Raw genomic sequence first — 22669 nt, 5'->3', positions numbered from 1 at the left:
TTTTACACTTTTAGGCATACGTCTGCTTGCTGGAGGGTATGAATGATGTTTAAAAACTTTCCTTTTTTTAAAGGTAAAAAGGACACATCGTTTGATCATCTCGTTGAAGAAGTGAAAAAAGGATATATCCCAGAACATATTGCCATCATTATGGATGGGAATGGAAGATGGGCAAAGAAGAGAGCAATGCCTCGTATTGCGGGACATCATGAAGGTATGCAAGTTGTAAAGAAAATTACAAAATTTGCAAGTAAACTTAATGTGAAAGTGTTAACTCTTTATGCTTTTTCAACTGAGAACTGGAAAAGACCGAAAAAGGAAGTTGATTATTTAATGAAGCTTCCAGAAGAATTTCTAGGTACATTTTTACCAGAATTGATTGAAGAAAACGTACAAGTCCGAGTAATAGGGCAAAAAGATCGTCTTCCTACGCATACACGCAGAGCGATGGAGAAAGCCATGGAAGATACGAAAGAGAATACGGGATTAATTCTTAATTTCGCGTTAAACTATGGAAGTCGAGATGAAATCGTTTCTGCTGTGCAACATATGATGAAAGATAATGAGGAAGGAAAAATTCGTTCTGAAGAGGTAAGTGAAGAAATGCTTTCCTCCTACTTAATGACGAGTTCTTTACCTGATCCAGAGTTGTTAATCCGAACAAGCGGAGAGCTACGTATTAGTAATTTCATGTTATGGCAAATTGCATATTCGGAGTTTTGGTTTACAGACGTGTATTGGCCAGACTTCAAAGAAGAACATTTGCTAAATGCGATTACTGACTTTCAACATAGAGGGCGCAGATTCGGAGGCGTGTAGAAAGAGAGGGTTTGGTAGTGAAACAGAGAATTATTACTGGAGTGGTTGCTGCCGCGCTATTCATTCCCATCGTAATATACGGTGGCGTGCCTTTTACGGTTTTAGTGTATGCACTTGCTTCTATAGGTTTATATGAATTAATTCGTATGAATAAGCTTACGCTTATTTCAGTACCGACAGTTTTAGCTGCAGTATTATTGTGGATTCTTTTAATTCCAAGTAGTGCATCAAAACTGTTTACATGGATTGGATTAGGTAAATTGGAAATCACATTTGTGATTGTTTTATTACTTTTATCATATACAGTCCTTTCTAAGAATACATTTACTTTTGATAATGCTTCATTTTTACTGATGGCAACGACATATGTGGCAATGGGATTCTTATATTTAAATGAAACGAGAATATTAGGAATTAAATATGTATTTTGCGCATTATTTGTTATATGGGCTACTGATTCAGGCGCATATTTCGTAGGAAAAGCATTGGGCAAGAGAAAATTGTGGCCAGAAATTAGTCCAAATAAAACGATTGAAGGTTCATTAGGCGGCATCGTTTGTGGAATTATTGTGGCACTTGTTTACAACGTGTTCTTCCCAGTCGAATCGAATGTAGTAATTTTAATTGTGCTGACAATTATCATTTCTATTTTTGGACAAATTGGTGATTTAGTACAATCTGCTTTTAAACGTCATTATGGCGTAAAAGATTCAGGTACAATTTTACCTGGGCATGGTGGTATATTAGACCGAACAGATAGTTGGTTATTCGTTTTACCAATTCTCTACTTCTTATTACAATACAATTAATAAATGAACGAGGGGTTGGAGTCATGAAAAACATTAGTTTATTAGGTGCAAGCGGATCAATTGGTACACAAACTTTAGATGTATTACGCTCGCACCCAGACCAATTCCGTCTCGTTGCTTTTTCTGTAGGGAAAAATATTGACTACGCAGTAAAGGTAATTCAAGAATTTTCTCCGCAAATCGCCTCTGTGCAAAGAGAGGAAGATGTTTTAAAATTACAATCTGTTTCTGGTAATACAAAAATTGTATATGGTAGTGAAGGACTTTTAGAAGTAGCACTACATCCAGATGCGGAGATTGTAGTAAATGCTGTTGTAGGTAGCGTAGGGTTGTTACCAACACTTCGTGCAATTGAGGCGAAAAAAACAATTGGAATTGCAAATAAAGAAACGTTAGTAACTGCAGGACATCTTGTAATGGAAGCAGCACGAAAACATAATGTTTCGTTACTTCCAGTTGATAGTGAACATTCGGCTATTTTTCAATGCTTGAATGGTGAAAATGAAAAAAGAATTTCTCGTCTTATTATAACGGCTTCTGGTGGAAGTTTCCGCGATAAAACGAGGGATGAATTGCATCATGTGACCGTAGAAGATGCGCTTCGACATCCAAACTGGTCAATGGGTTCGAAAATTACAATTGATTCTGCTACAATGATGAATAAGGGACTAGAAGTAATTGAAGCACATTGGCTTTTTGGTATCCCTTATGAGCAAATCGATGTTGTTTTACATAAAGAAAGTATTATCCATTCTATGGTTGAATTTGAAGATCGTAGTGTAATGGCGCAGCTTGGTTCACCTGATATGCGAGTACCAATTCAATACGCACTTACATATCCGGATAGATTGCCTCTTTCAGACACAAAACAGTTAAACTTATGGGAAATAGGGACGTTGCATTTTGAGAAAATGGACCAAGAACGATTCCGTTGTTTACGTTTTGCGTATGAAGCTGGAAAAGCAGGTGGAAGTATGCCAGCTGTAATGAACGCAGCGAATGAAGTAGCTGTTGAAGCCTTTTTACAAAAGAGAATTGATTTCTTAACAGTGGAAGACCTCATTGAAAAAGCAATGAACCATCACAATGTCATTGCACGACCGAGCTTAGAGGGAATTTTGGAAATTGATGCGGCCACAAGACGGTTTGTGATGGAACAAATTTAGCAAAGGTGGTTATGGAATTGAATACAGCGATTGCCTTTATATTAATTTTCGGTGCACTCGTATTTTTCCATGAGCTAGGGCATCTATATTTCGCAAAAAGAGCAGGTATTTTATGCCGCGAGTTTGCGATTGGTTTTGGTCCGAAAATATTCTCATTTGAAAAGAATGAAACGGTGTATACGATTCGATTACTGCCCCTTGGTGGCTATGTAAGAATGGCTGGCGAGGATGCGGACACAGTTGAGTTAAAGCCTGGGAAAAAGGTTGGCCTTGTATTAAATGAAAAAGACGAAGTTGTGAAATTAGTTTTTGATGGATATGAAAAGTATCCAAATGTTCGTGTTATTGAAGTCGAACAAGCTGATTTGGAGCATAATTTAACAATTTCGGGCTATGAAGAGTACGAGGAAGAGCTTCAAACATTCCGAGTGAATGAAAAGGCTCGTATTATTACTGCGGGGGAAGAAATTCAAATTGCCCCGTATAATAGACAATTTGGCTCGAAAAAACTAGGGCAACGCGCTTTAACAATCTTTGCGGGTCCTGCAATGAACTTCATTTTAGCATTTGTTATTTTTGTGATTCTTGGATTTGTACAAGGGGTTCCTGTTGACAAACCAATGGTCGGAAAAGTGATGGATAACAGTGCAGCACAGCAAGCTGGATTGAAAGAGAATGATACAATTCAAGCTATTGATGGGAAAAACACAAGTACATGGAAAGATGTTGTTACTATTGTACGTGAAAACCCAAATAAAGAAATTACGTTACAAGTAAAGCGTGATAATGAACAGTTTAATGTGAAAGTAACGCCAACACTCGATAAAGAAGGTAAAGAAGAAGTTGGTAGAATTGGTGTCTACTCTCCTGTAGAGAAAACAGTAATGGGTTCTATTAAATCAGGATTTGAACAAACGTACCAATGGACGAAACTAATTTTTGAATCTCTTGTTAAATTAGTAACTGGTCAATTTTCTATTAATGAGTTGTCAGGTCCAGTAGGAATTTATAATCTAACAGATCAAGTTGTAGATTATGGGTTTACGCGTGTACTAAGTTTAGCTGCAGTTCTAAGCATTAATCTTGGTTTATTTAATTTATTACCAGTTCCTGCTTTAGATGGTGGCCGTTTATTCTTCTTCTTAATTGAAGCGTTACGAGGGAAACCAATTGATCGCCAAAAAGAAGGAATGGTTCACTTTATTGGTTTTGCATTATTAATGTTACTTATGTTAGTTGTAACTTGGAATGACATTCGTAAGTTTTTCTTGTAAAATAAAGTGAAACTTATAATGAAATAGAGCTCGTAGAATAAAATCCCTCACCTAACTCGAGGTGAGGGGTTTTACTGCGTGTAAGAGTAAAATGAAGAGGTGCAAATAAATGAAACAAAGTATGGTATTCAGTCCTACATTACGTGAAGTTCCAGCTGATGCTGAAATTAAGAGTCATCAGTTATTACTTCGTGCAGGTTTTATGCGTCAAAATGCTTCTGGTATTTATAGCTTCCTACCATTTGGATTAAAAGTATTACACAAAGTAGAACGTATCGTTCGAGAAGAAATGGAGCGCGCAGGAGCTGTAGAATTATTAATGCCAGCTATGCAAGCTGCAGAATTATGGCAAGAATCAGGTCGTTGGTATTCTTACGGATCTGAATTAATGCGTATGAAAGATCGTAACGCTCGTGAATTCGCATTAGGAGCGACACATGAGGAAGTAATTACGGATCTTGTGCGTGATGAAGTGAAATCATATAAAAAATTACCGTTAACATTATACCAAATTCAAACAAAATTCCGTGATGAGCAAAGACCTCGTTTCGGCTTATTACGTGGAAGAGAGTTTCTAATGAAAGATGCATACTCTTTCCATGCTACACAAGAGAGCTTAGATGAAGTATACGATCGCTTATATAAAGCATACTCTAACATTTTTACTCGCTGTGGCTTGAATTTCCGTGCAGTTATTGCTGATTCTGGAGCAATGGGCGGAAAAGATACACATGAATTTATGGTATTATCTGATGTTGGTGAAGATACAATTGCATACTCTGACACATCTGATTATGCAGCAAACATCGAAATGGCTCCTGTTGTAGCTACGTATACGAAGAGTGACGAAGCAGAAAAAGCACTTGAAAAAGTAGCAACACCAGACCAAAAAGCAATTGAAGAAGTATCTGCATTCTTAAACATTGCAGCTGACAAGTGCATTAAGTCTATGGTGTTTAAAGTAGATGAGAAATTAGTAGTTGTACTTGTTCGTGGTGATCACGAAGTAAACGATGTGAAAGTGAAAAATGTATATGGCGCTTCAGTTGTTGAGCTTGCTTCTCATGAAGAAGTAAAAGCATTATTAAATTGTGAAGTTGGTTCATTAGGACCGATTAATGTAACAGGTGATATCGAAATTATTGCTGATCACGCTGTAGCATCAATTGTTAACGGATGTTCAGGAGCGAATGAAGAAGGGTTCCATTATGTAAATGTAAATCCAGAACGTGACTTTAAAGTAAGTCAATATACAGATTTACGCTTTATTCAAGAAGGAGACCAATCTCCAGATGGAAACGGAACAATTCTTTTCGCACGCGGAATTGAAGTTGGTCATGTATTCAAATTAGGAACTCGTTATAGTGAAGCAATGAACGCAACATTCCTAGATGAAAATGGAAAAACACAACCACTTATTATGGGTTGTTACGGTATCGGTGTATCTCGTACAGTAGCAGCAATTGCAGAGCAATTTAACGATGAGAACGGCTTAGTTTGGCCAAAAGCGGTAGCACCGTTCCATGTGCATGTAATTCCAGTAAATATGAAATCTGATGCACAACGTGAAATGGGTGAAAATATCTACAACTCATTACAAGAACAAGGCTATGAAGTGTTATTAGACGATCGTGCAGAACGTGCAGGTGTTAAATTTGCAGATGCAGATTTATTCGGTCTTCCAGTTCGTGTTACAGTTGGTAAAAAAGCAGACGAAGGTATTGTAGAAGTGAAAGTACGTGCTACAGGTGAGTCTGAAGAAGTAAAAGTAGAAGAACTTCAAACATATATTGCAAATATTTTAAAATAAGAAGAGGTACCTCGTAATGGGGTACCTTCTCTTTCTTTGTAAACGTATTTTGTAAAAGAAGAGGTGAGAAATCTTTCTTTGTGGTACGTTTCAATTTATAATAGCAAATGGAAGGAGAGTGCTTATGTCTTTAACAAATGAACAACAAGAGCGATTTCAAATTTTGCTCCAGCAGTTGCAAATACCAGACGACCTTATAAATCAATATTTACAAGGCGGTGGTATTGAAAGGCTCGTTATTGATAAAGCGAATAAAAGTTGGCATTTTGATTTACAAGTGCCACGTATTTTGCCTACAGAATTATATGAATTGCTAGAAACAAAGCTTAAGCAATCATTTTCTCATATTGCAAGAACAACATTTGCATTAGAAACAGAGAATAAACAATTTACAGAAGAAGAAGTGAGGGCGTATTGGCCGCTTTGTACGGAACGAATTACATTTTCACCTATGTTCGCATACTTAAAGAAGCAGCTTCCACAGGTGAATGGAGTGAAGTTGTTAATAAATGTAAATAACGAGCTGGAGTCTACGGCTTTAAAGAAAAACGTTGCGAAACCAGTAGGGGATCAATACGAAGTTTTTGGATTCCCGCGTTTTCAGTTAGACACACATATACAGCAAAATACAGAAGAAATGCAAAAGTTTCGTGAACAAACGCAGCAAGAAGACCGTGAGCGTGTTATACAAGCTATGGAAGAAATGGCGAAGAAGCAAGCTGAAGAAAGCAGCGTTGTGTATGAAGGACCGATTACACTCGGGTATCTTATTAAGCCAGATGAAGAGATTACACCGATGCGAGAAATTCAAGATGAAGAAAGAAGAAAAACGGTTCAAGGATATGTCTTCCATGTAGAAACAAAAGAGCTTCGTAGTGGGCGTACGTTATTAACTTTAAAAATAACGGATTATACGGATTCTATTATGATCAAAATGTTCTCGCGTGACAAAGAAGATATTCCAATGCTGCAATCCTTGAAAAAAGGAATGTGGGTGAAAGCGCGTGGTTCTGTTCAAAACGATACATTCGTTCGAGATTTAGTAATGATTGCAAATGATATTAATGAAATAACAGGACCGTCTCGTAAAGATAAAGCACCAGAAGGCGAAAAACGAGTAGAGCTGCATCTCCATACTCCGATGAGTCAAATGGACGCTGTCACTCCAGTTTCTAAGCTTGTTGCTCAAGCTGGTAAATGGGGACATGAGGCTATCGCGGTTACAGATCATGCCGTGGCTCAGTCCTTCCCAGAGGCGTATTCTGCAGGGAAGAAGGCTGGTGTTAAAGTTATATATGGTGTAGAAGCAAATCTAGTTAATGATGGTGTACCGATAGCGTATAACGAAGCGCATCGTTTACTTGCAGAGGAAACGTATGTTGTTTTCGACGTTGAGACGACAGGTTTATCAGCTGTATACGATACAGTCATTGAGTTGGCTGCCGTAAAAGTAAAGGGTGGCGAAATTATTGATCGCTTTGAATCTTTCGCAAATCCACATCAACCATTATCAGCGACGATTATTGAATTGACAGGTATTACGGATGATATGTTAACTGATGCACCTGAAGTGGACGAAGTGTTTAAAAAGTTTGAGGAATGGATGGGCGACCATACACTTGTTGCCCATAACGCGAGCTTTGATATGGGCTTTATTAACGTAGGTTTTAAAAAGGCTGGACTAGAAAAAACGAATAATCCAGTTATTGATACGTTAGAACTTGCACGATTTTTATTCCCAGAAATGAAAAATCATCGATTAAATACGATGTGTAAAAAACTTGATATTGAATTAACACAACATCACCGTGCGATTTATGATACAGAAGCGACGGGATATTTACTTGTGAAAATGTTGAAAGACGTAATTGAAAAGGGATTTGAATATCACGATCAATTAAATGATAGCATGGGACAAGGGGATGCGTATAAGCGTGGCCGTCCAAGTCATATGACGTTACTTGCCACATCAGATGTTGGATTGAAAAATTTATATAAACTTGTTTCATATTCTCACCTTAATTACTTTTACCGTGTACCACGTGTGCCGAGATCACTATTAAAAAAATATCGTGAAGGGATTTTAGTAGGAACGGCTTGTGATAAAGGTGAAGTGTTCGAGGCAATGATGCAAAAGGCACCTGAAGAGGTAGAAGAAATTGCCCAGTTCTATGATTACATTGAAGTAATGCCTCCAGAGGTGTTGCGTCATTTAGTAGAACGTGAGCTTGTTCGAGACGAAGGTCAATTAAAAACAATTATTTCTAACTTAGTAAAACTAGGTGAGACGTTAGATAAACCAGTTGTTGCTACAGGAAACGTGCATTATTTAGACCCTGAGGATGCGATGTATCGTAAAATTTTAGTCAGTTCGCAGGGCGGAGCCAATCCGTTAAATCGACATTCATTACCGCCAGTACATTTCCGTACAACTGATGAGATGTTAGAATGTTTTTCATTCTTAGGTGAAGACAAAGCGAAAGAAGTTGTTGTAACAAATACACAAAAGATTGCGTCATTAATTGGTGATGTGCATCCAGTAAAAGACGATCTATACACACCGAAAATTGAAGGTGCTGATGATGAAACGCGTGATATGAGTTATAAAATGGCGCGTAGCATTTATGGTGAAGAGCTACCGGAAATTGTAGAAGCACGTTTAGAAAAAGAATTAAAAAGTATTATTGGGCATGGATTCGCCGTAATTTATTTAATTTCACATAAGCTTGTGAAAAAATCGTTAGTAGACGGATATCTAGTAGGTTCGCGTGGATCGGTAGGGTCATCATTTGTTGCAACGATGATGGAAATTACAGAAGTAAACCCATTACCACCACACTATGTATGTCCGAAGTGTAAGCAATCAGAATTCTTTAATGATGGTTCTGTAGGTTCTGGTTTTGATTTACCAGATAAAGAATGTCCTGCTTGTAATATTCCATATGTAAAAGATGGACATGACATTCCTTTCGAAACGTTCCTTGGATTTAAAGGAGATAAGGTGCCCGATATCGATTTGAACTTCTCCGGGGAATACCAACCACGTGCCCATAACTATACGAAAGTACTGTTCGGTGAAGACTATGTATATCGTGCAGGAACGATTGGTACAGTTGCGGAAAAAACTGCTTACGGATATGTAAAAGGTTATGCAAATGATCATAACTTAACGATTCGAAATGCAGAGATTGATCGCTTAGTAGCAGGGTGTACCGGTGTAAAACGTACAACAGGACAGCATCCAGGCGGTATTATCGTTGTGCCAGATTACATGGATATCTTTGATTTCTCACCAATACAGTACCCAGCTGATTCAATTGGTGCTGAATGGAGAACAACGCATTTTGATTTCCACTCGATTCATGATAATTTATTAAAACTTGATATACTAGGACACGATGATCCGACCGTTATTCGTATGTTACAAGATTTAAGTGGTATTGATCCGAAAACAATCCCAACGGATGATCCAGAAGTAATGAAAATTTTCTCTGGTCCAGAATCGTTAGGGGTAACGGAAGAGCAAATTAACTGTAAAACAGGTACACTTGGTATACCAGAGTTTGGTACAAAATTCGTAAGACAGATGTTAGAAGAGACAAAACCGACGACATTCTCAGAGTTAGTCCAAATTTCTGGACTATCACATGGTACTGACGTATGGCTTGGTAATGCAAACGAGTTAATTTATAACGGTACATGTACGCTGAGCGAAGTTATCGGTTGTCGTGATGACATCATGGTATATTTAATCTATCAAGGTCTAGATCCATCATTAGCCTTCAAAATCATGGAATCGGTTCGTAAAGGTAAAGGTGTACCGGAAGAATGGGAAGAAGACATGAAAAATAATAATGTACCAGGTTGGTATATTGATTCATGTAAGAAGATTAAATACATGTTCCCTAAAGCCCATGCGGCTGCTTACGTACTTATGGCTGTACGTATCGCATACTTTAAAGTACATTTTGCACTGTTATTCTATGCCGCATATTTTACAGTTCGTGCAGATGATTTTGATGTAGAGGCAATGGCGAAAGGTTCAGCATCTATACGTGCAAGAATTGATGAAATTGCTCAAAAGGGACTCGATGCTGCGCCGAAAGAGAAGAGTTTATTAACAGTACTAGAAATGACACTTGAAATGTGTGAGCGTGGATACTCATTCCAAAAGGTGGATTTATACCGCTCACATGCAACAGAATTTATTATTGATGGAGACACATTAATTCCTCCATTTAATGCGGTACCTGGTCTTGGTACAAACGCAGCTTTAAGTATTGTGGAAGCACGTAAAAATGGAGACTTCTTATCAAAAGAGGACTTGCAGCAGCGTAGTAAGGTTTCGAAAACAATTATTGAGTATTTAGATAGTCAAGGTTGTTTAGGAGATTTACCGGATCAAAACCAGTTATCACTGTTCTAGTAGGTAGGAAAAGTCTTTGCAAATCAACATTTCCTATGATATACTATTAACCGAGATAACCATGTCATGTATATTGTGTAAAGAAAAGAGTGGGGAAACCCACTCTTTCGTGTTACTATCTATGTTTTCTCTACGTAGATAGGTAAAAGATTTCTGTCGTATATACATATTTTGTTACAAGTTTTACTTCTTAAATTTGGTAATACTAAGACAGATAATCCCTGCTGAACAGCAGGGGCTTTTGTTAGCTAACGAGAAAGAATAAGATAGACCGTTTTTAAAGTGGCGGGGTCTTCTTCTTTTAAATGGTACATGACGGCAGGAAGGAGGCTGTTTATGGATAAGAAAGTCACAGAAGTTGTAGAAGCATTTGCGCAGCCGATCGTTGAAGAGTTAAATCTTGAACTTGTAGATGTAGAGTATGTGAAAGAAGGACAAGACTGGTTCTTACGCGTATTCATCGATTCTGAAAAGGGAGTCGACATTGAAGAATGCGGTGCGGTAAGTGAACGTTTAAGCGAAGCTTTAGATAAAGAGGATCCAATTCCTCATCTTTACTTTTTGGATGTATCATCTCCTGGAGCGGAACGCCCATTAAAGAAAGAAAAAGACTTCCAGCAAGCGGTAGGAAAACAAGTGGCAATTAAAACATATGAGCCGATTGATGGTGAAAAGATGTTTGAAGGAAAACTGCTTTCTTACGATGGTACAACAATAACATTATTATTAACAATTAAAACACGTAAAAAAGAAATCCAAATTTCGATGGATAAAGTCGCAAATGCGCGACTTGCTGTTACGTTTTAGTTAGAAGGGGGATCTTCATGAGCACTGAGTTATTAGATGCTTTGCTCGTATTAGAATCTGAAAAAGGCATTAGCAAAGACATTATTATTGATGCGATTGAAGCAGCTTTAATCTCTGCTTATAAGCGCAATTTTAATCAAGCACAAAACGTTCGTGTGAGCTTTAACCCAGAAGTGGGAACAATTCAAGTTTTAGCACGTAAAGACGTAGTAGACAATGTGTTTGATCCACGTCTTGAAATTTCTGTAGAGGAAGCAAGACAAATTAATCCAAACTACCAAGATGGTGACGTACTAGAAATTGAAGTAACACCAAAAGACTTTGGTCGTATTGCAGCACAAACTGCAAAACAAGTTGTCACACAACGAGTGCGTGAAGCAGAGCGCGGTGTTATTTACTCTGAGTTTAGTGACCGTGAAGAAGATATTATGGTAGGTATTGTACAACGTCAAGATGCTCGTTTCATCTATGTAAGCTTAGGAAAAGTAGAAGCTTTATTACCTGTAAGTGAGCAAATGCCTAATGAGCAATACAAACCACATGATCGTATTCGCGTATTCATTACGAAAGTAGAAAAAACGACAAAAGGACCACAAATTTACGTATCACGTACACATCCTGGTCTTTTAAAACGTTTATTCGAAATGGAAGTTCCTGAAATCTATGATGGAACTGTAGAAATTCGTTCTGTAGCACGTGAAGCTGGCGATCGCTCTAAGATCTCTGTATATGCAGAGAACACTGATGTTGATCCAGTTGGTTCTTGTGTAGGACCAAAAGGGCAACGTGTACAACGCATTGTAGACGAATTAAAAGGTGAAAAAATTGACATCGTCCGCTGGTCAAATGATCCAGTTGAATATGTTGCAAATGCATTAAGCCCATCACAAGTTGTTAAAGTACTTGTAGATGAAGAAGAAAAAGCGACAACAGTAGTTGTTCCAGACCACCAGTTATCATTAGCTATCGGTAAGCGTGGACAAAATGCACGTCTTGCAGCTAAATTAACAGGCTGGAAAATTGATATTAAGAGTGAGTCTGATGCGAAACAACTTGGTATTGTAACAGAAGAAGATAGCGTAATCGCATTTGGATTCGATTCAGTGGAAGACGAAATCGAATAGAGGTGATGAGTATGAGCAATCGAAAAGTTCCGTTACGAAAATGTGTTGCAACGCAAGAAATGAAATCAAAACGAGAGCTCGTTCGCATTGTTCGTTCCAAAGAGGGAGAAGTGTCCATTGATTTAACTGGGAAAAAATCAGGACGAGGTGCTTACTTGTCGAAGGACAAGGAGAGCATTCTTCAAGCTCAAAAGAAAAATGTTTTGGAACATCATCTAAAAGCGAAAATCGACGGTTCTTTATATGAAGAGCTTCTTGAGCTTGTTGAGAAGGAGTCGAAATAAGTGTCCGATTGGAAATCGTTTTTAGGACTAGCAAACCGGGCTCGGAAAATTATTTCGGGTGAAGAACTCGTTTTAAAAGAAGTACGAAGTGGCAAAGCAAAACTTGTATTGCTATCTGAAGATGCGTCAGTAAATACTACAAAACGCATCACAGATAAAACTACGTACTACAACGTACCAATGAGAAAGGTCGAAAATCGACAACAATTAGGGCATGCGATTGGGAGAGATGAGCGAGTCGTTGTAGCTGTGTTAGATGTAGGCTTTGCGAAAAAGCTGCGTAGCATGCTCGATACAAATTACCGGGGGTGAAGGTATGAGTAAAATTCGAGTGCATGAATATGCAAAAAAACATAATATCTCAAGTAAAGATCTTATGACAAAACTAAAAGAAATGAATATCGAGGTTTCGAATCATATGACAATGTTAGACGATGAAGTAGTAAATAAATTAGATAATGAATATCAAACTGAAAAACCTTCTGTTGCAGATGAGTTTGAAGTAGAAGAAAAAGTTGTTCGCAGTAAAAAGAACAGCAATAAGAAAAAGAAAAAAGGCAAAGGAAACGAAGACAAACGTCAAGAGAACTTTGCTGGTAGACAACAAACTCAAATTGTAGAAACACCAGATAAAATTACTTTCTCTGGAAGCCTTACAGTAGGAGATCTTGCTAAAAAATTAAGCAAAGAGCCATCTGAAATTATTAAGAAGCTCTTCATGCTTGGAATTATGGCAACAATTAACCAAGACTTGGATAAAGATACAATTGAGTTAATTGCTAACGACTACGGTATTGAAGTAGAAGAAGAAGTAATTGTAAGCGAGACTGAGTTTGAAACATTCATTGATGAGCAAGATGATGAAGAGAACTTAAAAGAACGTCCAGCTGTAGTTACAATCATGGGACACGTTGACCATGGTAAAACAACATTACTGGATTCTATTCGTAACTCAAAAGTAACTGCAGGCGAAGCGGGTGGAATTACTCAGCATATCGGTGCATATCAAGTTGAAGTAAACGATAAGAAGATTACATTCTTAGATACACCTGGTCACGCAGCATTTACAACGATGCGTGCTCGTGGGGCACAAGTAACGGATATTACAATCCTTGTTGTTGCAGCGGATGACGGTGTTATGCCACAAACGGTTGAAGCAATTAACCATGCGAAGGCAGCAGGAGTACCAATTATTGTTGCTGTGAATAAAATGGATAAACCAGCTGCAAACCCTGATCGCGTAATGCAAGAACTAACTGAATATGAATTAGTTCCAGAAGCTTGGGGCGGAGATACTATTTTCGTACCAATTTCTGCAATTCAAGGCGAAGGCATTGACAACTTACTAGAAATGATCCTTCTTGTAAGTGAAGTAGAAGAATATAAAGCAAATCCAAACCGCTATGCAACTGGTACAGTAATCGAAGCACAGCTTGATAAAGGTAAAGGAACTATCGCGACATTACTTGTTCAAAATGGTACGCTTCGAGTTGGAGATCCAATCGTTGTTGGAACTTCATTCGGACGTGTTCGTGCAATGGTAAGTGATATTGGTCGTCGTGTAAAAGTTGCTGGTCCATCAACTCCTGTTGAAATTACTGGTTTAAACGAAGTACCACAGGCTGGAGATCGTTTCATGGCATTTGCTGATGAGAAGAAAGCTCGTCAAATTGGTGAATCACGTGCACAAGAAGCGTTAGTTGCACAACGTGGTGAGAAATCTAAATTAAGCCTTGAAGATTTATTCCAACAAATCCAAGAGGGCGATGTAAAAGAAATTAACTTAATCGTAAAAGCAGACGTACAAGGTTCTGTTGAAGCGATGGCAGCATCACTTCGTAAAATTGATGTTGAAGGCGTAAAAGTTAAAATCATTCACACTGGTGTAGGTGCGATTACAGAATCTGATATCATTTTAGCTTCTGCATCTAATGCAATTGTAATTGGATTTAACGTACGTCCAGATGTGAACGCGAAGCGTACAGCTGAATTAGAGAACGTTGATATTCGTTTACACCGTATTATTTATAAAGTAATCGAAGAGATTGAAGCAGCTATGCAAGGTATGCTTGATCCAGAATTCGAAGAAAAAGTAATCGGTCAAGCAGAAGTTCGTCAAACGTTTAAAGTAACAAAAGTTGGAACAATCGCAGGTTGTTACGTAACAGACGGTAAAATTACGCGTGATAGTGGCGTACGTATTATCCGTGACGGCGTAGTAATTTTCGAAGGACAACTTGATACGTTAAAACGTTTCAAAGACGACGTAAAAGAAGTTGCACAAAACTATGAGTGTGGTATTACAATTGAGAGATATAATGATCTTAAAGAAGGGGACATCATTGAAGCGTACATTATGGAAGAAGTGAAGCGATGATTATCGCTTCACTCTCATTCGAGTGTATGATTTACGATGTGCATTCTTTAAAAGAGAAACGTGCAATTTTACAACGTGTGTTAACTCGTGTAAAACAGCGCTATAATGTAGCTGTTTCTGAAGTTGGGCACCAAGATGTATGGCAACGTACAGAAATTGCAATTGTTTCCGTATCCTCAAATCGTGTTATCTGTGAGAAAGAAATGAATCGTGTACTTGAGTACATCGATTCATTTCCTGAAATTGAACGTACAATAACACATTTGGAATGGTATTGAATGAGGTGAAGAGTTATGAAATTACGTGCGAACCGTGTGGGCGAGCAAATGAAAAAAGAATTAGGCGACATTATCAGTCGTAAAATTAAAGACCCACGTATTGGATTTGTTACAGTAACTGATGTACAAGTGAGTGGTGATTTACAAATTGCTAAAGTATATATTTCTGTTTTAGGTGATGAAGAACAGAAAGAAAATACTTTAAAAGGTTTAGCGAAGGCAAAAGGCTTTATTCGTTCAGAAATTGGCCAACGTATTCGTCTTCGTAAAACACCAGAAATTACCTTTGAGTTTGATGAGTCTATCGGATATGGTCATCGAATTGATACACTTTTACATGAAATTAATAAAGACGGTAAACGTGAAGAATAATGGATAGACATTTGTCTATCCATTTTTTCAATGCAAAATAAGTTTTGGATATTTACTACGAGAGAATTATGATGAGGTGAACATATATGGAAGGTGTAGTATTATTACATAAGCCAAAAGGCATGACATCACATGATTGTGTATTTAAATTAAGAAAGATATTGCGAGAAAAGAGAATTGGTCATACGGGAACATTAGACCCTGATGTAACAGGAGTATTACCAATTTGCGTTGGAAGAGCAACGAAAATTGCACAATTTTTAACAAGTGAAACGAAAACATATGAAGGTGAAGTAACATTAGGGTTTTCAACGACAACTGAAGATGCTTCTGGTGAGGTTGTTGAAACGAAAAATGTAGATCGTACTATTACTCGTAAGGAAGTAGAGAAAGTCCTTGCGGAATTAACAGGCACGATTGAACAAATGCCACCAATGTTCTCGGCTGTAAAAGTAAACGGGAAAAAATTATACGAATATGCAAGAGCAGGGCAAGAGGTGGAACGTCCAGTTCGTACAATTACAATTCATGAATTCATATTACTTGATGATCGTGAAGTTTTTGAAGGAGAAAATATTTCATTCCGTTTCCGTGTAACGTGTAGTAAAGGAACATATGTAAGAACGTTAGCTGTAATGATCGGGGAAAAACTTGGTTTCCCATCACATATGTCGCACCTTATAAGAACGGCATCTGGTGAATTTTTATTAGAAGATTGCATATCATTTGAAGAAATTGAAGAAAACGTGCAAAATGGAACAGTAGAGTCTATCTTCATTTCAATTGATGAAGCATTAAGTAAGTTTCCAAAAATGGTTGTAGATGAAAAGCAAGCAGAGAAAATAAAGAATGGTATGTTCTTAAAAAATGAATTAGAAATAACAGCACCATTTATTACAGTGTTTGATAAAAATGATCGTTGCTTAGCAATTTATGAACATCATCCGAAACATCCTGGTATGTTAAAGCCGATGAAAGTACTTGTGAATAATCAAGAACTAAAGCTATAATGAATTATTGGAAGGATTATTACAGAAAAAGGTGAATTCAAGCGTGAAACTTATTCATTTAACTCATCCACATGAACAAAATAAATTAGAATTACCACCTACTGTAATGGCATTAGGATTTTTTGATGGCATTCATTTAGGACATCAATGTGTAATTCGAACTGCGAAAAAAATAGCGGACGACCGAGGATATAAAAGTGCAGTTATGACATTTCATCCTCATCCATCTGTTGTTTTAGGAAAAAAGGATGCGCATGTGGAGTATATTACACCGATGCGCGATAAAGAAAAAATAGTCGAAAGCTTAGGAATCGATATATTATATGTAATTAAATTTGATGAATCATTTGCAGGGTTATTACCGCAACAATTTGTAGATGATTATATTATTGGTTTAAATGTAAAGCATGTAGTAGCAGGGTTTGATTATTCATATGGACGTTTAGGAAAAGGAAAGATGGAGACTTTACCATTTCATGCAAGAGGGGAGTTTACACAGACTGTGATTGAAAAAGTTGAATTTCAAGAAGAGAAAGTAAGTTCTACAGCATTACGAAAGTTAATTCGAAATGGCGAAATGGAGCAAATTCCATCTATTTTAGGTAGAGCCTATACTGTAGCGGGAACAGTTATACACGGCGACAAACGTGGACGTCAAATTGGTTTTCCAACAGCTAATGTAGGTTTAAGTGATGAGTATTTATTGCCACCTGTAGGTGTTTATGCAGTGAGATTAAAAGTTCACGATGAATGGTACGATGGTGTATGTAATATTGGATATAAACCGACTTTTAAAGAAGATGAGCGTCAATTATCAATTGAAGTGCATTTATTTGAATTTAACAAAGATATATACGATCAAAATGTTACAGTAGAGTGGCATATGCGTATAAGAGCAGAAAAGAAATTCAACGGTATTGATGAGTTAGTTGAACAAATCGCAAAAGATAAGAAAACAGCCCAAGAATATTTTGTGAGCGAAAAGAATATACTTGCTTTTTCAAATGAAAAGTAGTATTCTATGTTATGTACTTTATGACAACCATTGCTTGGCATTGCGACTCACCGACGCTTGCTAGGTAATTGGGGGTTTAATTAATAGGAGGTGAAATAGGATGGCTTTAACACAAGAGCGTAAAAATGAAATCATTGCACAATTTAGAACTCATGAGACTGATACTGGTTCTCCAGAGGTTCAAATTGCTGTCCTAACGGAGCAAATTAACACTCTAAACGAGCACTTACGTACTCACAAGAAAGATCATCATTCACGTCGTGGTCTATTAAAGATGGTTGGTAAACGTCGTAACTTACTAACTTACCTTCGTAATAGCGATATCACACGTTACCGTGAATTAATCACAAAGCTTGGCTTACGTCGATAGTCAAAGAAGCGGGAATATTCCCGCTTTTTTGTTAGGTAAAAATATATCTTCTACGCTTTATAGCTTACTTAATTTTAGGCAATACTAGAGGTAGAATATTGTGATATACTATCCATTTACATAGAAGAATTGAATACTTTAAATTGAGAGGGGTACTTAAATGAGTCAAGAAAAGCAAGTCTTCTCGATAGATTTAGCTGGTCGCCAGCTAACAGTTGAAACTGGTCAGCTTGCAAAACAAGCGAACGGAGCAGTATTAGTAAGATATGGCGATACAGCGGTTCTATCTACAGCAACTGCATCAAAAGAAGCAAAAAATGTAGATTTCTTCCCACTTACAGTAAACTATGAAGAGCGTTTATATGCAGTCGGAAAAATTCCTGGCGGTTTCATTAAACGTGAAGGTCGTCCAAGTGAAAAAGCAATTTTGGCAAGTCGTTTAATCGACCGTCCAATCCGTCCACTTTTCGCAGATGGTTTCCGTAACGAAGTACAAGTTGTCAGCATCGTAATGAGTGTTGATCAAGATTGTTCTTCTGAAATGGCAGCTATGCTTGGTTCTTCATTAGCGTTATCGATTTCAGATATTCCATTTGAAGGTCCAATCGCGGGTGCAACAGTTGGTCGTATTAACGGCGAATTCGTTATCAACCCAACAGTAGAACAGCAAGAACAAAGTGATATTCACCTTGTTGTAGCTGGTACGAAAGATGCAATTAACATGGTTGAAGCAGGAGCAGATCAAGTGCCTGAGGAAACAATGTTAGAAGCAATTATGTTTGGTCATGACGAAATTAAACGTCTAATTGTATTCCAAGAAGAGATTGTACAAGCTGTAGGTAAAGAGAAATCAGAAGTGAAACTTTATGAAGTTGACGCTGATCTTAACCAAGCTGTACGTGAAATGGCTGAAGAAGATATGCATTCAGCAATTCAAGTACATGAGAAACATGCACGTGAAGATGCAATTAACGAAGTGAAAAAGCGTGTTATTGAGCATTACGAAGCGCAGGAAGCTGACGCTGATACATTAGGACAAGTAAATGAGATTTTATATAAAATTGTAAAAGAAGAAGTACGTCGTCTTATTACAGTTGAAAAAATCCGCCCAGATGGCCGTAAAGGTGACGAAATCCGTCCATTAGCATCAGAGGTTGGCATTTTATCTCGTACACACGGTTCTGGTTTGTTCACTCGTGGACAAACACAAGCATTAAGTATTTGTACATTAGGTGCATTAGGCGATGTGCAAATTTTAGATGGTCTTGGTGTAGAAGAATCAAAACGCTTTATGCACCATTACAATTTCCCATCATTTAGTGTTGGTGAAACTAGACCAATGCGTGGACCAGGTCGTCGTGAAATCGGTCACGGTGCACTAGGAGAACGCGCACTTGAGCCTGTAATTCCATCTGAAAAAGATTTCCCATACACAGTACGTCTTGTATCTGAAGTTTTAGAATCAAATGGTTCTACTTCACAAGCAAGTATTTGTGGTAGTACTTTAGCAATGATGGATGCTGGTGTTCCACTTAAAGCTCCAGTTGCAGGTATTGCAATGGGTCTAGTTAAAACTGGTGAGCATTACACAATTTTATCTGATATTCAAGGTATGGAAGATCATTTAGGTGATATGGACTTTAAAGTAGCAGGTACAGCACAAGGTGTAACTGCACTACAAATGGACATTAAAATCGATGGTCTATCTCGTGAGATTTTAGAAGAGGCATTACAACAAGCGAAAGTTGGTCGTGTGCACATTCTAAATCATATGTTATCTGTTATTCCAGAGCCACGCACTGAATTATCAGCGTACGCTCCAAAGATTATTACAATGACAATTAATCCAGATAAAATCCGTGACGTTATCGGACCGAGCGGTAAACAAATCAATAAAATTATTGAAGAAACTGGCGTTAAAATTGACATCGAGCAAGATGGCACAGTATTCATTTCTTCAATAAACCAAGAAATGAACGACAAAGCTAAGAAAATTATCGAAGATATCGTTCGCGAAGTACAAGTAGGTGAAATCTACGAAGGAAAAGTGAAACGTGTTGAGAAATTCGGTGCTTTCGTTGAATTATTCAGCGGTAAAGATGGATTAGTTCACATTTCTGAACTTGCACTTGAGCGTGTAGGTAAAGTAGAAGACGTTGTAAAAATCGGTGACGTAATTACGGTTAAAGTTATCGAGATTGACAAGCAAGGTCGTGTTAATCTATCTAGAAAAGTATTGCTAAAAGAAGAGCAAGAAAAAGAAGCTGCTAAAGAAGAAAACAAACAAGAGCAGCAATAAGCGAAAGCCAGTTTAACTGGCTTTTTTTGTTATGTAAAAATATGATTTATATATATTTTTATGTCAGTATAGGTATAGTTTTCATTATAACGCTCAAATTAACAAAGATAAGAAGAAAAATGTTTTTTTATATAGTTAATTTGGGAGGGTTTATATGAAAGTTCGTATATTGGCATACATATGTATATTTTCTTTATATGTCAGTTTAGGCTCTTATTCTGTTTTTGCACAGGATAACTTATATGAAGAAATTCAAAAGCATGCAAAACAATATGAGATTGCACCTCAAAATGCGATGATTGATAAGATATGGAAAGCAACACCAGGATATAATGGAAGACAAGTTGATATGGAAGCATCCTATAACAATATGAAGAAGCTAAAGGAATTTGATCAAAAACACCTTGAATTTAAGGAAGTATCACCGAGTGTCCACTTAGAAGATTTATCACCTGCTCCAATTTATAGGGGGCATCCGAATAAAAAGATGGTGGGATTAACAATAAATGTGGCATGGGGAAACGAGTATTTGCCTCGTATATTAGAAATATTGAAAAAGCATGATGTGAAGGCGACTTTCTTTTTAGAAGGACGTTGGGTGAAAGAAAATTTACGATTTGCAAAAATGATTGTCGATGCAAATCAAGAAGTCGGAAATCATTCTTATACGCACCCTAATATGAAAACGCTATCGTCTGATGAAATACGAGAGCAGTTACAAAAAACAAATCGAATGATTGAAGCTGCTACGAATCAAAAGGTGAGATGGTTTGCCCCGCCGAGTGGAAGTTTTCGGGATGAAGTCGTGAAAATCGCTGATGATTTCCAAATGGGAACGATTATGTGGACTGTCGATACAATCGATTGGAAGCGACCTGAGCCAGATGTACTATTGCAGAGAGTAATGAGAAAAATACACCCAGGTGCTATCGTATTAATGCATCCTACTTCGTCAACGGCAGAAGCATTAGATACAATGATTAAAAAATTGAAGGAACAAGGATATAAAGTAGGGAATATAACAGAATTACTGGATGAAAAACGTGTGGATTAAATACATTTGCATGACATTCATCCTTAAACTTGTTATCATTAAATAATAGCACTTATTTAGAGAAACTGGCAGTAGGAGGAAAGTTTTTGATTAAAAAATATACTTGTAAAAATGGTGTAAGAATAGTTATGGAGAATATACCAACTGTAAGATCGGTTGCGATTGGTATTTGGATCCATGCGGGATCAAGAAATGAAAATGAAAAAAATAACGGGATTTCTCACTTTTTAGAGCATATGTTCTTTAAAGGGACAGAAACACGTAGTGCACGCGAAATTGCAGAATCATTTGATAGTATTGGTGGGCAAGTGAATGCTTTTACTTCAAAAGAGTACACTTGTTACTATGCAAAAGTGCTAGATGAACATGCTAAATATGCTTTAGATGTATTAGCTGACATGTTCTTTAATTCAACATTTGATGAAGAAGAATTGAAAAAAGAGAAGAATGTCGTATGTGAAGAAATTAAAATGTACGAAGATGCTCCAGACGATATTGTGCATGATATGTTAACGAAAGCAACATATGAAACGCATCCGCTTGGATATCCTATTTTAGGAACAGAAGAAACACTTGATACGTTTACAGGAGATACGCTACGCCAATATATTAAGGATCATTATACACCTGAAAATGTAGTTGTTTCAGTTGCAGGAAATATTGATGAAGCCTTCTTACAAACGGTAGAGCAATATTTCGGTAGTTATGAAGGAACAACAAACCGTGAACAAGTACATAGCCCAATTTTCCATTTTAATAAAGTAGCACGTAAAAAGGAAACAGAACAAGCTCATTTATGTTTAGGATATAAAGGCTTACAAATGGGACACGAAGATATTTATAACTTAATTGTATTAAATAACGTTTTAGGCGGTAGTATGAGTAGCCGTTTATTCCAAGAAGTACGTGAGCAACGTGGGTTAGCTTACTCAGTATTTTCTTACCATTCTTCTTATGAAGATACAGGTATGTTAACACTGTATGGTGGAACAGGTAGTCAACAATTAGATACACTGTATGAAACAATGCAAGAAACATTAGAAACATTGAAAAATACAGGTATTACAGAAAAAGAGCTTATTAATAGTAAAGAGCAATTAAAAGGAAACTTAATGTTAAGTTTAGAAAGTACGAATAGTCGTATGAGCCGTAATGGTAAAAATGAATTGCTACTTCGTAAGCATCGTTCACTTGATGAGATTATCGAAAGTGTAAACACTGTAACAAAAGAAAATGTAGATGGGTTAATTCGTAACATGTTTACAGATGAATTCTCTGCAGCATTAATTAGTCCAGATGGAAAACTTCCAAAAGGAATAAAACTATAATCAACTTTTACGATGTATCTGAAAATAACCTTCTCTCTTTTTAAATG

Annotated in this window: 19 protein-coding genes; all 19 read left to right on the top strand. The window is 37.2% G+C overall.

The window, feature by feature from the left end; all coding sequences use genetic code 11:
- Window positions 1–42: 42 nt before the first annotated feature.
- The 19 genes from uppS (at window position 43) to BHV55_RS19065 (ending at window position 22622) form a co-directional block, all read left to right on the top strand.
- On the top strand, window positions 43–819 hold the full coding sequence (gene uppS, locus BHV55_RS19155) for an undecaprenyl pyrophosphate synthase (RefSeq protein ID WP_070756913.1): 777 nt from the start codon (window positions 43–45) through the stop codon (window positions 817–819).
- 17 nt (window positions 820–836) lie between these two features.
- Complete coding sequence (gene cdsA / locus BHV55_RS19150) at window positions 837–1628, top strand: phosphatidate cytidylyltransferase (RefSeq protein ID WP_000813594.1); 792 nt, start codon at window positions 837–839, stop codon at window positions 1626–1628.
- A 23-nt stretch (window positions 1629–1651) separates the two neighbouring features.
- Window positions 1652–2794, top strand: a complete 1143-nt coding sequence (dxr, locus tag BHV55_RS19145; protein WP_070756912.1) for a 1-deoxy-D-xylulose-5-phosphate reductoisomerase — start codon at window positions 1652–1654, stop codon at window positions 2792–2794.
- Between the two features lie 17 nt (window positions 2795–2811).
- Window positions 2812–4068, top strand: a complete 1257-nt coding sequence (rseP, locus tag BHV55_RS19140; RefSeq protein ID WP_001090245.1) for an RIP metalloprotease RseP — start codon at window positions 2812–2814, stop codon at window positions 4066–4068.
- Window positions 4069–4177: 109 nt separating this feature from the next.
- Window positions 4178–5878: a proline--tRNA ligase gene (locus BHV55_RS19135; protein ID WP_000814333.1), complete on the top strand. Its 1701-nt coding sequence runs from the start codon at window positions 4178–4180 to the stop codon at window positions 5876–5878.
- Between the two features lie 124 nt (window positions 5879–6002).
- Window positions 6003–10304, top strand: coding sequence for a PolC-type DNA polymerase III (locus BHV55_RS19130; protein ID WP_000060005.1), 4302 nt, complete (start codon window positions 6003–6005; stop codon window positions 10302–10304).
- 336 nt (window positions 10305–10640) lie between these two features.
- Window positions 10641–11111, top strand: coding sequence for a ribosome maturation factor RimP (rimP, locus tag BHV55_RS19125; protein WP_000359096.1), 471 nt, complete (start codon window positions 10641–10643; stop codon window positions 11109–11111).
- Window positions 11112–11128: 17 nt separating this feature from the next.
- Window positions 11129–12235 carry a transcription termination factor NusA gene (nusA, locus tag BHV55_RS19120; RefSeq protein WP_000102604.1) on the top strand — a complete coding sequence of 369 codons (1107 nt, stop codon included), beginning with the start codon at window positions 11129–11131 and terminating at the stop codon, window positions 12233–12235.
- Window positions 12236–12246: 11 nt separating this feature from the next.
- Complete coding sequence (rnpM, locus tag BHV55_RS19115; protein ID WP_000071127.1) at window positions 12247–12519, top strand: RNase P modulator RnpM; 273 nt, start codon at window positions 12247–12249, stop codon at window positions 12517–12519.
- Entirely contained in the window at window positions 12520–12831 is a 312-nt protein-coding gene (locus BHV55_RS19110) for a YlxQ family RNA-binding protein (protein ID WP_001286524.1), read from the top strand.
- A gap of 4 nt (window positions 12832–12835) precedes the next feature.
- Entirely contained in the window at window positions 12836–14896 is a 2061-nt protein-coding gene (infB, locus tag BHV55_RS19105) for a translation initiation factor IF-2 (RefSeq protein ID WP_000036343.1), read from the top strand.
- Window positions 14893–15174 carry a DUF503 domain-containing protein gene (locus BHV55_RS19100; protein ID WP_000582363.1) on the top strand — a complete coding sequence of 94 codons (282 nt, stop codon included), beginning with the start codon at window positions 14893–14895 and terminating at the stop codon, window positions 15172–15174. Before infB ends, BHV55_RS19100 begins: the two co-directional genes overlap by 4 nt.
- Window positions 15175–15189: 15 nt before the next feature.
- Window positions 15190–15546: a 30S ribosome-binding factor RbfA gene (gene rbfA / locus BHV55_RS19095; RefSeq protein WP_000776437.1), complete on the top strand. Its 357-nt coding sequence runs from the start codon at window positions 15190–15192 to the stop codon at window positions 15544–15546.
- 86 nt (window positions 15547–15632) lie between these two features.
- Window positions 15633–16556 (top strand): tRNA pseudouridine(55) synthase TruB, encoded by a 924-nt coding sequence (gene truB / locus BHV55_RS19090; protein WP_000399348.1) that lies wholly within the window; start codon window positions 15633–15635, stop codon window positions 16554–16556.
- A gap of 43 nt (window positions 16557–16599) precedes the next feature.
- Window positions 16600–17571, top strand: a complete 972-nt coding sequence (gene ribF / locus BHV55_RS19085) for a bifunctional riboflavin kinase/FAD synthetase (RefSeq protein ID WP_000766702.1) — start codon at window positions 16600–16602, stop codon at window positions 17569–17571.
- 100 nt (window positions 17572–17671) lie between these two features.
- Window positions 17672–17941 carry a 30S ribosomal protein S15 gene (rpsO, locus tag BHV55_RS19080; protein ID WP_001229392.1) on the top strand — a complete coding sequence of 90 codons (270 nt, stop codon included), beginning with the start codon at window positions 17672–17674 and terminating at the stop codon, window positions 17939–17941.
- Between the two features lie 160 nt (window positions 17942–18101).
- On the top strand, window positions 18102–20240 hold the full coding sequence (gene pnp / locus BHV55_RS19075; protein WP_070756911.1) for a polyribonucleotide nucleotidyltransferase: 2139 nt from the start codon (window positions 18102–18104) through the stop codon (window positions 20238–20240).
- A gap of 154 nt (window positions 20241–20394) precedes the next feature.
- Window positions 20395–21294, top strand: coding sequence for a polysaccharide deacetylase family protein (locus tag BHV55_RS19070; RefSeq protein ID WP_000868232.1), 900 nt, complete (start codon window positions 20395–20397; stop codon window positions 21292–21294).
- An 86-nt stretch (window positions 21295–21380) separates the two neighbouring features.
- Entirely contained in the window at window positions 21381–22622 is a 1242-nt protein-coding gene (locus tag BHV55_RS19065) for a M16 family metallopeptidase (RefSeq protein ID WP_000592989.1), read from the top strand.
- The last annotated feature ends 47 nt before the right edge of the window (window positions 22623–22669 follow it).

The sequence above is a fragment of the Bacillus sp. RZ2MS9 genome, from assembly GCF_001816185.2.
In the GTDB taxonomy this organism is placed as follows: Bacteria; Bacillota; Bacilli; order Bacillales; family Bacillaceae_G; genus Bacillus_A; species Bacillus_A cereus.
This window is presented reverse-complemented; position numbering and strand designations above follow the sequence as displayed.

Coding starts and splice junctions, on each gene's coding strand:
- uppS (WP_070756913.1), top strand. CDS start 43: ATGATGTTTAAAAACTTTCCTTTTTTTAAAGGTAAAAAGGACACATCG.
- dxr (WP_070756912.1), top strand. CDS start 1,652: ATGAAAAACATTAGTTTATTAGGTGCAAGCGGATCAATTGGTACACAA.
- BHV55_RS19135 (WP_000814333.1), top strand. CDS start 4,178: ATGAAACAAAGTATGGTATTCAGTCCTACATTACGTGAAGTTCCAGCT.
- BHV55_RS19130 (WP_000060005.1), top strand. CDS start 6,003: ATGTCTTTAACAAATGAACAACAAGAGCGATTTCAAATTTTGCTCCAG.
- rimP (WP_000359096.1), top strand. CDS start 10,641: ATGGATAAGAAAGTCACAGAAGTTGTAGAAGCATTTGCGCAGCCGATC.
- nusA (WP_000102604.1), top strand. CDS start 11,129: ATGAGCACTGAGTTATTAGATGCTTTGCTCGTATTAGAATCTGAAAAA.
- rnpM (WP_000071127.1), top strand. CDS start 12,247: ATGAGCAATCGAAAAGTTCCGTTACGAAAATGTGTTGCAACGCAAGAA.
- infB (WP_000036343.1), top strand. CDS start 12,836: ATGAGTAAAATTCGAGTGCATGAATATGCAAAAAAACATAATATCTCA.
- BHV55_RS19100 (WP_000582363.1), top strand. CDS start 14,893: ATGATTATCGCTTCACTCTCATTCGAGTGTATGATTTACGATGTGCAT.
- rbfA (WP_000776437.1), top strand. CDS start 15,190: ATGAAATTACGTGCGAACCGTGTGGGCGAGCAAATGAAAAAAGAATTA.
- truB (WP_000399348.1), top strand. CDS start 15,633: ATGGAAGGTGTAGTATTATTACATAAGCCAAAAGGCATGACATCACAT.
- rpsO (WP_001229392.1), top strand. CDS start 17,672: ATGGCTTTAACACAAGAGCGTAAAAATGAAATCATTGCACAATTTAGA.
- pnp (WP_070756911.1), top strand. CDS start 18,102: ATGAGTCAAGAAAAGCAAGTCTTCTCGATAGATTTAGCTGGTCGCCAG.
- BHV55_RS19070 (WP_000868232.1), top strand. CDS start 20,395: ATGAAAGTTCGTATATTGGCATACATATGTATATTTTCTTTATATGTC.